Genomic DNA, 14600 nt, shown 5'->3' with positions numbered 1-14600 from the left:
GCACTGTTCCGGCCGACATCGGCCGGAACAGTGCCGCAGGACGGGGCAGTGAGCGGGTGTCACGCCTTCGCGTTCACCAGCACCGCCATGTTGCCCGCCGGATGCCGGTTCTCGTGGATGAGCTGGTGCGCCAGGCCGATCTCCTCGAACCCGAACGTCCGTGACAGACACGGGTTGATGGCCCCCTGGTCGATCAGCCGGGTGATCTCACGCGCCTCCCGCGCGCTCGCGACGTGCGACCCCTGGAGGCGCTTCTGCCGCATCCACAGGAACCGCAGGTCGACGTCCCCGTTGTAGCCGGTGGTTCCGCCGCAGATGACGACCATGCCCGCGCTGTCGCACATGTAGACCGAGGTGGGAACGGTGTCCGCGCCGGAGTGCTCCAGTACGATCCGGGGCGCCCGGCGCTCCCCGAGCACCTCCCAGAAGCGGCGCCCGAAGGCACGCGCCCCTGTCAGCCAGCGCCCCATGGCGGCCTCGTCCGACGCGTCGGGCAGCCGCCCCCAGTGGTCGAACTCGCGCCGGTCGATGTAGCCCTCGGCGCCCAGCTTCACACAGAACTCGCCGCGCTCGTCGCTGGAGACCACCGCGACCGGGATGCCGCCCACATGCCGTACGAGCTGGATGGCGATGCTGCCCAGGCCGCCCGCGCCGCCCCAGATCAGCACCGGGTCTCCGGGCCTTACGGTGTGCGGCTGCCAGCCGAACAGCTGGCGGTACGCGGTCGCCGCCGTGGCCATGTAGCAGGAGGCCGCGGCCCACGACAGACGGGCCGGCTTGGGGTGGCACATGTAGTCGTCGACGACGGCGAACTGCGCGAACGAGCCGTAGTTCTCCTCGTAGCCCCAGACGCGCTGGGTGGAGGAGGCGGCCGGGTCGCCGCCGAGACGGATGTCCTCGGCCGACTCGTCCCACCGGCAGGCGAGCACCACCACCTCGTCGCCGAGCCGGAGGCCGCGCACGTCCTCGCCGACGGCCCAGACGATCCCCGACAGGTCGGAACCGCCGATGTGGAAGTCCTCGGTGGCGCCCGCCTTCTGGCGCGCGGCGATCACGTCCAGGGGCGAACCCAGCGCGGCCCAGACGTTGTTGTAGTTGACGCCGGCGGCCATCACCTTGACGAGAACCTGGCCGCGGCCGACCGGCGGGACGTCGACCACCTCGGTGCGGAAGGCGTCGGCGGGCTGTCCGTAACGCTCCCGGCGGATGAGGGAGGCGTACATACGTCCGGGCGCGCGACCGAGTTCGGGGGCGTCGCCGAGTTCGTAGAGGTCCTGGGTCACGGTCACGGATGATCTCCTGAGCGGTCGGATCGTGGCCGGCCGCGGAACCGGCCGGAGAGGATGAGAAGGTCTGCGGGTCAGGCGCGGAGAGGACAACGGCCCGCGGGTCAGCCGGACGCCGGGCGGAGCGCCTTCGCGACCACCGAGCCGATACGGGCGATCGGTCCGGGCTCGGTCATCTCGTAGTGGCCGCACGGGACGGTGTGGTCGTCGACCGAACCGTCGACGTACGGACGCCAGCCGTCCGCCTTCCCGGACGCGAGCGAGAGGTCGCCCGCGTCGGCGGCGCTCTCCCGGGTCGCGCTGAAGAACAGCACGTCCCCGTGGAAGAGACGGGGGACGAACTCGGGTGCGATCCGCAGGTTGTTGCGCATCACGGCGGCGATGGCCGCCGCCTCCTCGCGTGTCACCCGCGAGGCCGCGCCGTCACCCGGCGCGTCCGCGCCGATGCGGCCGAGGACGGACGCGACGCCCGGCACCTCCGCGCCCGGGTCGACGGGCAGTCCGGCCACCCGCATCAGCAGCGAGGCGACCTGGCGTTCCGCCTCCTCGGGGTCGTGCACGGTGCCGTGGACCAGAGGTGCGTCCAGCATCGCGAGCAGCTCGACCTCCTCGCCCCGGTCCTGGAGCACGCAGGCCATGGCGTGCGCCACGAACCCGCCGTAGGACCAGCCGAGCAGACGGTACGGCCCCCGGGGCTGGACCTCGCGGACCAGGTCCACGTACGAGGCGACCATGGCGGCGGCGTCCGGCGCGGGCGCCCGGGTGCCGTCGAGCCCCGCCGCCTGGATCCCGAACACCGGCTGATCCGCGCCGAGATGGGGCAGCAGGCCGGTGTACCGCCACGACACACCGGCCCCGGGGTGGACGCAGAACAGGGGCGTCGCGCTCCCTTCGGGCCGCAGGGGGAGCAGGGGCCGCAGCGCGTCGGGCGCGCTGTCGGCGGCGTCCCGGTCGGCGGACGCCAGGAGCCCCGCCACGGTGGGCGTGGCCAGCAGGGCGGCGGCGGGAACGTCCAGGACGCCGCTCTGGCGCAGCCGGCCCGCCAGCAGCACGGCACGCATCGAGTCGCCGCCGAGGTCGAAGAAGTTGTCGTGAACGCCGATGCCGCCGATGCCGAGCGACTCCTCCCACAGCTCCGTCACCGCGCGTTCGCGCGCCGTGCGCGGGGCGAGATGCCCGGTCGTCAGCCGCGGGCGCGGAGCAGGACCGCCGCTCACCGCGGACGGCCCTGGCGTCTCCGCCGTTTCGGTGCGGGCACCCGGGGCGTCGATCCAGTGCCGGTGGCGCTCGAAGGCGTAACCGGGCAGCGATACCCGTCGGGCCGGAGCGACGGCGTCCGGCCCGTCGGGCAGGGCGGAGTCCATGCCCGCGCTCCACAGCCGCCCGAGCGCCTCGGCGAGGACGAAGCCGTCCGGAGCGTCCGACTTGGCGTGCCGCATGGTGGTGACCGCCACCGGGTCCTGGCCCGTGAGCTGGGCGCGCGCCAGCTTGGTGAGGCCGTCGCCCGGCCCGATCTCGACGAGCACGGGACGGCCGCGCTCCCACAGGGAGGTGATGCCGTCCGCGAAGAGCACCGTACGCCTGGTGTGGTCGACCCAGTGCCCGACGTCGGTGGCCTGGGCGTCGGTGGCCCAGGTTCCGGTGACGTTCGTGATGTAGGGGATGCGCGGCGGGCGCAGGGTGAGAGTGCTCAGATGGCCCGCGAAGGTCTCCAGGATCGGGTCGAGGACGTGGGAGTGGGCGGCGGCCGGCATGCGCAGTCGGCGGAACGGCACGTCCCGGCGTGTCAGTTCCTCCTCCAGCCGGGTCACCGCGTCGACGTGTCCGGCGACGGTGCAGGCGGCCGGCCCGTTGACCGCGGCCAGCGACAGCCGGTCGCCGAGCAGCGGGAGCAGGGTGTCGGCGGGCGCCGCCACTCCGACGGTCGCGCCGCCCGCGGAGGCGATGAGCCGGATCCGCTCCGCGACCACGGGCAGCATCTCGTCGAGGTCCATGACGCCCGCGAGGCAGGCGGCGGTGTACTCGCCGAGGGAGTGTCCGATGAAGGCGTCCGGGCGCACGCCCGACTCCATGAGAGTGCGGGCGAGGGCGTACTCGGTGACGAGCAGGGCGAGGAACGCGTCCGTACCGCCCGGTTCGACATGGTCGAACAGCGCGGTACGCAGGTCGCTTCCGGTGACGGGCCGCAGGATGCGGGCGCAGTGGTCCACGGTGTCGCGGTAGACAGGGTGGTCGCGGTAGAGCCCGGCGCCCATGCCCACGTACTGCGTGCCGCCGCCCGGCAGCAGAAACGCTGTCCTCGGGGCCTCGTCGGGCACCGGCGGACCGGCCGGGCCGACGGCGCGCAGCGCCTCGACCGCCTCGCCGACGGACGTGGCCGTGACCGTGAGCCGGTGGCGCATCGCGGGACGGTGGGCGCGCAGGGAGTGGGCGACGTCGTCCAGGCGCGGGGCGGGCCGCGCCTCCAGCCGGCGGGCCAGGGCCTCGGCCTGGCCGCGCAGCGCGCCCGCCGTCCGTGCGGACAGCGGCAGGACGTGACGGCGGCCGTCCTCGGGAGGTCGCGGTGCGGCGGGCTCTGTCGGAGGTGCCTCTTCGAGGATGACGTGCGCGTTGGTGCCGCCCACACCGAAGGCGCTGACGGCCGCCCGCCGGGGGTGATCCGCCGCGGGCCAGTCCTCCAGGGCGGTCGGCACACGGAAGGGCCCGGAGTCGAAGTCGATGAGCGGGTTGGGCCGTTCGAAGTGCAGGCTCGGTGGGATCCGGCGGTGCTCCAGCGCGAGGACCGCCTTGACGAACCCGGCCATTCCGGCGGCCGCGCCCAGGTGGCCGATGTTGGTCTTCACGGAGCCCAGCGCGCAGAACCCGCGCCGCCGGGTGCTCTGCCGGAAGGCCTCAGTGAGCGCCGACACCTCGATGGGGTCGCCGATCCGGGTGGCGGTGCCGTGGGCCTCGACCAGGCCGATGGTGCCGGCGTCGATGTCGGCCTGCGCCTGAGCGGCGAGGATGACCTCGGTCTGGCCCGGCGCGCTGGGCGCGGTGAAGCCGACCTTGCGGCGCCCGTCGTTGTTCACGGCGCTCGCCCGGACGACCGCCCGGATGCGGTCGCCGTCGGCGAGGGCGTCCTCCAGGCGTTTGAGCACCACGGCGCCCACCCCGTCGCCCGAGGAGGTACCGGCCGCGTCGTCGGCGAAGGCACGGCAGTGCCCGTCGGGCGAGAACGGCCCGTCCGGTACGTACCGATAGCCGAGACGGGCCGAGGGGTTGAGGGAGACCGCGGCCGCCAAGGCGGTGTCGCAGCGGTACTCGATCAGGTCCTGGCACGCGGTGTGCAGCGCGACGAGCGCGGTGGAGCACGCGGTCTGCAGGGACAGACTCGGGCCCGTAAGGCCCAGCTCGTAGGAGATCCGGGTGGCGAGCGTGCCCAGCGAGTTGGCGGTGGCCGCGTGCACGAGGGTCACCGATCCGGGCTGCCCGGCGAATCGCGGGTGGATGTGCGCCGGGTAGTAGCGGCTGTCCCCGGCGCCCGCGTACACGCCCGTCGTCCCGTTCGCGGACTCCTCCGTGCTGCCCGCGTCCTCCAGGGCGTGGTAGGCGGTCTCCAGCAGGAGCCGCTGCTGCGGGTCGACGACGGCCGCCTCGGCGGGGCTGTAGCCGAAGAAGCCCGAGTCGAAGCGGTCGATGCCGTCGACGACCGACGCCATCCGGACGAGGGAGGGGTCCGAGAGGTCACCGGGGTCGCCGCCGGCGGCGAGGAACTCCTCGTCGGTGACGGACCGCACCGCTGTCCGGCCCTCCGCGAGGTTCCGCCAGAACGCCTCCACGTCGTCCGCGCCGGGGAACCGCGCCGCCATGCCGATGACGGCGACGGCGGGCGCCCGGTCCGCCTGCGGGTCTGTCGGCTCATCCATCGCCTCGGTCCTTCCGTTCCTGTGCGGAGCGCCGCGCCGTACGAGCCGCCCGCTGCCGCTGTGCCTGTTGCCGGGCCCGGTCCAGGCCGCCCGGTGGGGCCGCTGTCCGCTGCTCCGGAGGTGCTGAACGCGCCAGGGCCGCGGCGCCGAGCTCGTTCAGGTGCAGGGCCAGGGCGCGGACCGTAGGGTGCGCGAACAGGTCGACGACGCTCAACTCACGCTCGAAGGCCTTGTTGACAGCCGTCTGCGCGGAGACCAGGAGCAGTGAATTGCCCCCGAGGTCGAAGAAGTTCTCGTCGCGGCCCACCTGGTCGCGACCGAGGATCCCGCACCAGAGCGCGGCGAGCTCCTGCTCAAGGCGGCGCAGTTCCTCCGCGTCCCTGGTGTCGGCCCGCTGCGTGGCGGTACCCGTCGAGCGCAGCACGAAGGCGCCCGCAGCGCCGCTCTCCTCGGCGGCGCGGGCCGCGGCGGTGTACAGGGCACCGAGATCCGCGCCCTCGTCGAGCCCCACCCGGCCTGCCAGGCGCCTCAACTGGCGTACGGGAGCGAGGACATGACTGCGGACCCAGGGGGCCGTGCGGTCGGCGCCGATCAGGACGTGCGGTTCGTCCAGGGTGCGGGCGAGGTCGAAGGAGCGGAGTGCCTCGGCGGTGTCCAGCGCACGGTAGCCGCGGGCCTCGGTGAGCGAGGTGAGCCGGTAGCCGAGACTCATGCCGCGTTCGCGCCACATGCTCCACGCCAGGCTCTGTCCGGGCAGACCGGCCCGCCGGCGGTGTACGGCCAGGGCGTCCAGGAAGGCGTTGGCGGCGGAGTAGGCGGCGTTCATCGAGCCGCCGAAGTAGCCGTTCACGGAGGAGAAGGTGACAAAGGAGGTCACGGGATGTTCCCCGGCGACGTGGTGCAGTGTCAGGGCGCCCCGCGCCTTGGCGGCCAGAGCCTGCCGCCAGTCGGCGGGGGAGAGGCCCCGCACGGGCCGTTCGTCGAAGGCTCCGGCAAGGTGCAGCACCGAGACCAGCGGGCTGTTCCACGCCTCGGCCGCCGCGCGCACCGCTGCCCTCACCTGTCCGGGATCGGTGACGTCGGCCGGCTCGTAGCGCACGTCGCCGAGCCGGCGCAGCCGCTGCAGCGCCTCGATACGGCCGCAGGCGGGTCCGCCGTCGCCGAGGTGCTGTCGCCAGGTGGCCTCGTCGGGCAGCCGGGTGCGGCCGATCAGGAGCAGCCGGGTGCCGGGCGTCCTGAGCAGATGTGCGGCGACTTCGCTGCCGACGCCGCCCAGGCCGCCGCTGACGAGGTGGAATCCGTCGCTCACCGGCCGCGCGGTGCGGCGCGGCGGATCGGGCAGGGGCTCGAGACGGCGCACGAACCGGCGCCCGTCGCGACGGGCGACCTCCACGTCGACCAGAACCCCCGCCGCCTCCGCCAGCACCGCCTCGGCAGTATCCGCCTCGCCGGCCGTCCCGAGATCGAGGTGGACGCCGCGCAGCCAGGGATGCTCCTCCCGCAGCGACTTGAGCAGCGCGCCCGCGGTGGCATGGGCCAGGGACGGCCGGTCGTCCGCAGTGACGGCCTGGGCGGCGGCGGTCACGAAGAGAAGACCGACGGGACGCGGAGTCCCCGGCCGGTCGGCGAGGGCACGGGCGAGCACCAGCAGACCCTCGGCGCCGTCGGGCACCGGCTCGGGTCCGCGTGAGCACGCGGCAGGGCCGTCGGGCACGGCGTCCGGGAGCGTGGCCATCGGCCCGTGCGGTGCGGCCAGGTACAGGACCGTGTCCGACGGCCGGCCGTCGGCGGACAGGTCCCGCAGCAGCGCGGTGTGGTCGTGCTCGTTCTCGCACCGGATCCGGTAGCGGGCCGCGTCCAGGCGCTCGTACGCCGGGCCGTCCGTGACGACCGTGCACAGCCCGCCCCCGGCACGCAGCCGGGCGGCGACGCGCTCCGCCACACCGTGCGTACGTGGGTCGCCGCCCGCGAGGACGAGGGTGTGATGGCCCGCCGGGCGGGCCGCCCGGTGCAGGGACTCCGCGCGCTGCCACACCGGGCGCAGGAACCAGTCGGGCAGCGTGGCGGCCGTACCGAGCAGCACCTGGGCCTCGCGCACGGCCTCGTCGAAGTCACCGGCCTCGAAGCTCTTGCGCAGCTTGGTGCGCTGGATCTTGCCGATCTCGGTCTTGGGTACGGCCTCCGCCGAGACGGGGATCAGGAAGGCCGGGCTCACCCCTGTCTCGCGGGTGACCTTGCCACCGATCTCCCGCAGGGCGGTGGCCGGATCCTGGCCGGGGGAGAGGTGGAAGAACAGGGCGAGTTCGTCGGTGGACGCCGACGGGTCGCAGCGCACCGCGCAGGCCGCCGTGAAACTCCTTACCACGCACGGCAGTTCCTCGACGCAGGCCTCGATCTCGTGACTGTAGTGATTGACGCCGTTGACGATGATGACGTCCTTCGCGCGGCCGGTGATGTACAGCTCGCCGGCTCTCAGGAACGCGAGGTCCCCGGTGTCGAACCAGCCGTCGGGCGTGAACGCCTCCGCGTTCGCCCCGGCGTTGTCGTGGTACCCCTGCGTCACCGAGGTGCCGTGCACCTGGAGCCTGCCGACGTCGCCCTCGGCCATCACGGTGTTCGCGTCGTCGACGATCCGCATCGCGAACCCGGGATAGGGCAGACCGCAGCTGACGAAGGACTCGTCGTGGCCCGGCGGATCGCCCGGCAGGACGCTGTCGGTGACCACCGAGCAGGTCTCCGACATGCCCCAGCCCGGATGCATGACGTCCTGCGGCAGTCCGAACGGCCGCAGCGCGTGCAGAAACCGCCGGGCCGCCGACGCGACGACCACCTCGCCCGCGTTCATCACCAGCCGCATCGGCGACAGGTCCCAGTCACGGTCCTGGAAGCGGTGGGCCTGCCCGGCGAGCAGACCGAACGCGAAGTTGGGCGCCCAGGTGACGCTGACCCGGTGCCGGTCGGCCAGGTCCGCCCAGCGCAGCGGATCCTCCAGGATCCACGACGTCGGTGCGTGGATCTGCCGGCAGCCGAGATAGACGTCCCGCAGATGGAACATCACCACGCCGGTGACATGGTCCAGCGGGATCCAGTTGAGCGTGACGTCCCGCTCGTCCAGCGTGTTCACGGCCTCCGTCGCCGCGGACCGGGTCAGCACATTGCGGTGAGTGAGGCGGACGGCCTTGGGCAGACCCGTGCTGCCGGACGTCATCAGCATCAGGATCAGGTCGTCCGGCCGTGCGGGGTGCCACTCCCGGTCCTCGGGCGCGTCCCGCAGCACGCCGGCCGTCGTCAGACGCAGTCCGGGCCACTCCCGCCGCGCGGCGAGATCCCGCAGCCCTTCCTCGCTTTCGGACGAGGCCACGATCCAGGGACGGCCCAGCATCCGCCAGATGCCTTCGAGCTTGGAGACCGCGGCAGACGCCGAGGCATAGGACGCGGGCACGGTCAGTGGTACCGCGACGAACCCGCCGAGGACACAGCCCCACAGCACGGCGACGAAATCCTCGGTGTCCCCGCACTGGATGACGACCCGGTCACCCGGCTGCAGCCCCGCCCGGCGCAGTCCGGCCAGGACGCGCGAGCCCTCCTCGACGAGCGAGGCGTAGCTGCGGGGGGTCTCGCTCCCGTCCGGGCGGACGTGCACGATCCCGCCGTGCCGGCCCGCGGCCGCGCGGGTGAGCGCGGCGGCCCAGTCCCGCACCGACGGCTCGGGCAGCGGGGGACCTTCGCTGAGGGCGGGCACGGTGGCCGTGCGGTCAGGGGCGGCGTCCGGTTCCGGGGGCGTAGGGACGCCCGGCCGGGGGTCGCCCGCGTGCCGTCGGCCCAGTGCGTCCGGCACGTCCTCCAGGGCGGCCTCCACCGAGTGGACGCCGTCGAGGCGGGCGAGCCGTTCCTGCCACGCCCGCAGCGTGGACCGGTCGATCACGGGCAGTGCGCGCAGCGCGTCCGCGTCCAGGGCGCCGTCGCCGGTGCGCGGCAGGTCGCTGACCGCGGTGATCCGGGCGGTGCGGGCGCCCAGCGCGCCGAGGACCCGTTCGGCCTGGTCGGCGGAGCCCGCACGGTTCGGCACCACGTACACCGAAAGGGGTCCGCCGTCCGTCGTGTCCGGCACGACCGCGTCCCGGACACCGGGAACCTCCAGCACCCGGAGTTCCAGCGCCGCCGGGGAGGGCATCGCCGCGGCGGGGACGACGGCCGCGTCCCCGGTCCGGGAGGCGGCGGGCAGTGCGCTCACCCGGGTGTCCGGATCGGCGCAGACGGACTCCAGGGTGTTCCGCAGCGCCTCGGCGAACTCCTCGGCGGTGCCCGCGTCGTAGAGGTCCGTCGCGTACTCGACGTGCAGTTCCAGGCCGTCGGGCGCGCCGTGCGAGTCCTGGCGTTCGAGGACGTCGACGAAGAGGTCGAACTTGGCGGTGCCGGTCGGGGTGGGCCGCAGGGGAACCGTGTCGCCGCCCAGCCCGAGCACGGCCCGCTCGTTGTTCTGCAGGGCCAGCATCACCTGGAACAGCGGGTGCCGTGCCGGACGGCGGGGCGGGTTGAGTTCGTCCACCAGCCGGTCGAAGGGCAGCTCCTGGTGGTCCAGCGCCTTCAGGTCGAAAGCCCGCGCCCGCGCCAGCAGTTCACAGAAGCGAGGGTCGCCGGAGGTGTCGGTCCGCAGAACCAGGGTGTTGGTGATCAGGCCGATCACATCGTCGAGCGCGGGTTCGGAGCGGCCTGCGACGGGTGTGCCGATCAGTACGTCCTCGCCTGCGCCCCAGCGCGTGAGCAGCGCGCCCAGCGCACTGTGCAGCACCATGAAGAGGCTGGCGTCCGCGCCCTCCGCCACCCGCAGCAGACGCCGGTGGACCTCTGCGTCGACGCGCGCCGTCACGCTCGCGCCCGCGCTCCCCGTGGCCTCCGGCCGTGCACGGTCGGCGGTCGGCGAGCTCTCCTCGGGCGCACCGGCCAGCGCCTCGCGCCAGAAGGCCGTCAGCTGCTCCAGCCGGCCCGGTCCGCCGGGCGCGGGCGCCAGGACGCGCCGCTGCCACACCGCGTAGTCCGCGTACTGCACCGGCAGCGGCACCCAGCGCGGTGTCCGGCCGTCGCGCCGCGCCTCGTAGGCGGCGCCGAGGTCGTCCGCGAGAGGACGCAGCGACCACCCGTCGGCCGCGCTGTGGTGCAGGACGAGGAGCAGAGTGCGGTGGGTGCCGGTGCCGAACACCGCGGCGCGCAGCGCGCTTTCCCGGGTCAGGTCGAAGCCGTGGCGCAGCGCCGCGGCCACCTGCGCGCCGACCTCCTGGGCCGGGCAGTCCACGACCCGCAGCTCCGGCCGCAGCTCCCCGGGCGGAAGGACGCGCTGGTACGTGGTGCCGCCGTCCTCGGCGAACACCGTGCGCAGACTCTCGTGCCGGTCGGCCACGTCACCGAGGGCGGCGCGCAGGGCCTCGTCGTCGAGTGTGTGCCGCAGCGGCACGACCAGCGGGATGTTGTACGTCGCGGCCGCGTCGTCCAGCCGGTTCAGGAACCACATGCGCTCCTGCGCGTACGACAGCGGTACACGCTCCGGACGTACGGCCGTTTCGAGCGCGGGCGGACCGGGGTGTGCGCCCGGGTCTTCGGCGATCCGGACCGCGAGGGCGGCCGGTGTCGGCGCGTCGAAGAGTGCGGAGATGGGCACCTCGGTGCCCGACTCCGCCCGCAGCCGCGCCAGCAGACGAGTGGCGAGCAGGGAGTGTCCGCCCAGGTCGAAGAAGTCGGCATCCGTTCCCACGGTGTTCTCGGGAAGCCGCAGCACCGCCTCGAACAGGCGGCAGACGAGGGCCTGCCGGGGCGTGGTGGGACGGGTTCCGCCGGCGGACCCGGTGAAGTCGGGCGCGGGCAGGGCCCGGGTGTCGAGCTTGCCGTTGGCGGTCAGCGGCAGCTCGTCGACCAGTACGCACGCGGCCGGAACCATGTGGTCGGGCAGGTGTGCGGCCACATGGGCGCGCAGGTCGGCAGGGCGTGGACGCGGGCCCGCGGCGGCGACGGCGTACGCCACGAGCTGGGTCGTGCCGTCCTCGGTCGCGCGGGCCACGACGGCCGCCCGCGCGACCGACGCGTGACGGGACAGGACGGCCTCGATCTCGCCCGGCTCGATCCGGAAACCCCGGATCTTCACCTGCTGGTCGGCGCGCCCGGCGTACTCAAGGGTGCCGTCGCTCCTGCGGCGGCCCAGGTCACCGGTGCGGTACATGAGGGTGCCGGGCCGCCCGAACGGATCGGGCACGAACCGCTCGGCGGTGAGGTCCGGGCGGCCCAGGTAGCCGCGGGCCAGCCCGGCGCCGGACACGTACATCTCGCCGGTCACGCCTGGCGGGACGGGGCGCCGCGCGGCGTCGAGGACATGGACGCGCAGATCGGACAGGGGCCTGCCGATGACACTGGCCCGGCGCGGGTCGTCGAGGTCGGCCCGCGTCACCCGGTGGAACGTCACGTGCACGGTCGTCTCGGTGATCCCGTACATGTTGACCAGCGCCGGCGCGTCCAGCCCGTACCGCTCGGCCCAGGGGCGCAGCCGCTCGGGGCGCAGGGCCTCCCCGCCGAAGACCACGTGACGCAGGGCGCCCGCCGAAGGCCGCGTGGCGCCGGCGGCGGACTCACCGTCGGCCCGCATCAGCTGTTCGAAGGCGGACGGTGTCTGGCTGAGGACCGTGACGCCCTCGTCGCGCAGCAGCCGCAGGAAGTCGTGGGGCGAGCGGCTGACGGCGTACGGCACCACCACGAGGCGCCCGCCGTGCAGGAGCGGACCCCAGATCTCCCACACGGAGAAGTCGAAGGCGTACGAGTGGAACAGCGTCCACACGTCGTCCTCGCCGAACCCGAAGTGCTCGGCGCTTGAGTCGAACAGCCGCACCACGTTGGAGTGCGGCACGGGCACACCCTTGGGGCGGCCGGTGGAGCCGGAGGTGTGGATGATGTACGCGATGTCGGACGGGTCCGCCGGGCCCGTGCGTTCGCCGTCGGTGAGGTCACCGGCCGGGCGCCGCGCGAGGTCGCTCTCGGTCTCCGGTTCACCGAGGACGAGGACCGGCGCGGGGGACGCGGGGAGCCCCGGGGCGTGGCCGCCGTCGGTGATGAGCACGACGGGTTCGACGTCCTCCATGACCAGGCGCAGCCGTTCTGCGGGATGCCCGGTGTCCAGAGGGAGATAGGCGGCACCGGTCTTGAGTACGGCGATCAGGGCCGCGACCAGACGGACGCCGCGGGGAAGTGCCAGCGCCACGACCCGCCCGGGGCCCGCGCCGCGCTCGACGAGCAGCCGGGCGAGCCGGTTGGCGTCCGCGTTGAGCTCCGCGTAGCTGAGCCCGGCGCCGTCGCAGGAGACGGCCGTTCTGTGCGGAACCCGGGCGGCCTGCGTCTCGAAGCGCTCGGTGAGGGTGGTGGTGACGGTGTGCTCGGGTGCGGCGGTGTCCCGCGGTTCCTCGCCCGGCAACAGCAGCGACGCGTCCGCGAGCGTCATACCGGGCTCGGCGGACGCGAGTTGCCGCAGGACGAGGAGGAAACGCCGCAGGTGAAGGTCGAGTTCGCTCTCTTCGTAGAGGGTGGGGTTGGCGTCGAACGCCAGCCACAGCGCCTCGGGGTCGGCACCGGGGCGCACGGATATCTGCAGATCCTCTACCGCCCCTCCGGACAGATGGTGCGAGGTGGACGGTCTGCCGTCGAAGACGAGTTCCTCGCTGAACGGGACGATGTTCACCACCGGTCCGTGGACATGCCGGCCGGCGCCCAGCAGCCCCAGATCGCGGCGGAGGAACTCGCCCCGGTACCGCTGGTGGCCGCGCAACGCCCGCAGTTCGCCGGAGACGGTGCGCACGAACGCGTCGACCGGTGTGCCGGGGGCGGCGGGTACGCGCAGCGGCAGGATGTCGGAGGCGGTGCCCGGGGTGCGCAGCGCGGCGCTGCCGAGCCGGCTCATCGTGGCCAGCCCGAGCACCAGGTCGTCGGCACCGGTCATACGGTGCAGGAACGCGGCGACCGCGGCCACCAGCAGGTCCGTGCGCGAGACCTCCAGCCGGGCCGCCGCCGCGGACAGCGTCCGGGCCTGCGCGGGGGAGAGATCCGCGGTACGGCGCAGGAAGGGCGCCGTGGGGACGGCGGTCCGTTCGGCGAGCCGGGCCGGCTCGGGCGGCCCGGCCAGCCGGGCCGTCCAGTAGGCGCGGTCCCGGGCGTGCCGCGGGGAGCCCAGGTACGCCGCCTCGTCCTCCTGGAGCCGCCCCACAGGACCGAAGACGGCGGGAGCGGGCTGCTCCCCGGCCGCGAGCGCGCTGTACGTGTCGGCGAGGCGGCGTGCGACCAGTTTGTAGCTGTAGCCGTCGAGCAGGATGTGATGCGCCCGCAGGAACCAGATGAAGCGGTCGGGGGCGAGCGTCAGCAGGGCGTGGGAGAACAACGGTCCCGACCCGGTGTCGGCCGGCGTGACCAGATCGCGCCGGATCCACTCCTCGGCGGCGCCCGCCGGGTCGTCCGCGCCGCTGACGTCGATCCGGTGCAGCGGCCAGTCGTCGGGTGCCGCCGCCCGGACACACCGGGGTCCGTCGGGGGTGTCGAGGAAGCGCAGGGCGAAGGTGTCGGCCTCGCCGACGGTGCGGCGCAGCGCGGTCTCGAACAGTTCGGTGTCGACCGGCCCGTGGATCTCCACGTACTCGCCGGTGTTGTAGGCGCCGCTGCCCGGGGCGAGCCGTTGCGCGAACCAGAGGCCCTCCTGCGCTCCCGACAGCGGTCGACGATCGTCCTCGTGGACTGACATGGCACCAACCCTCAATGGCGAGCGGTCTACACACGGACCGAGTGGTATTCACACGAGTCGGGAGGAGGCCCGGCCCGGATGGGCGGATATGTTCGTGCCACCGCCCGCCGTACCCGGCCGGCGTATATCGCGCTGCTGAAGGCGGGGGTTAATCCGCAGGAGGAAGCGGTCGCACGCGGAGAGGCAGGAATCGCGAGGTGGGGAGCGATCGGCTGCCGCATCACTTTGCATGACGCGGAGTCGGGCAGTCAAGGGCGTCTCCAGCAGGCTGAATTGCGCCGTGGAAATCCCGGAAAGGACTGTGGCCGTCCATTGTAGTGAGGTTTGAGGGAGGCGCTCATTGATTTAGGACATCCTCCCGCGGCGCCCTATTGCCCGGAGTGGCAGAGCCGTGCGGACCCCCGCCGGCGCGGCATGACCGAACGGGCGGACGACCCGTTGTCGGCGTGCCGAACGGGCGCCGTGAACAGGTGGGCCCCGCGAAGATCCTGGTGGCGATGACCGGTCGAGGGCGGCACGGACCTCCTCGGCGGGCGGTCCCCGCCGAGGAGCCGGGGCGACCCGCAAGCCTCGCCGCACCCCGCGAAGTACGGCGTCGGCCATCGGGCGGACCGCCCCTCCTGCAGTACGAACCGGCCAACT

At 73.7% G+C, this 14600-nt stretch carries 3 protein-coding genes; all 3 read right to left on the bottom strand.

What is annotated here, in order from left to right:
- Nucleotides 1-59: 59 nt before the first annotated feature.
- Entirely contained in the window at nt 60-1289 is a 1230-nt protein-coding gene (gene ccrA, locus ACFWBD_RS31705) for a crotonyl-CoA carboxylase/reductase (protein ID WP_385674319.1), read from the bottom strand.
- Nucleotides 1290-1390: 101 nt separating this feature from the next.
- A complete protein-coding gene (locus ACFWBD_RS31700) occupies nt 1391-5194 on the bottom strand; it encodes a type I polyketide synthase (protein WP_385674316.1) in 3804 nt (1267 codons plus the stop codon).
- Nucleotides 5187-13958: an amino acid adenylation domain-containing protein gene (locus ACFWBD_RS31695; protein ID WP_385674313.1), complete on the bottom strand. Its 8772-nt coding sequence runs from the start codon at nt 13956-13958 to the stop codon at nt 5187-5189. Before ACFWBD_RS31695 ends, ACFWBD_RS31700 begins: the two co-directional genes overlap by 8 nt.
- Between the last annotated feature and the right edge of the window lie 642 nt (nt 13959-14600).

The sequence above is a fragment of the Streptomyces sp. NPDC060002 genome (assembly GCF_042737245.1).
Lineage (GTDB): Bacteria > Actinomycetota > Actinomycetes > Streptomycetales > Streptomycetaceae > Streptomyces.
Note: the sequence above shows the minus strand (reverse complement) of the source record. Positions and strands in the feature narration are given on the sequence as shown.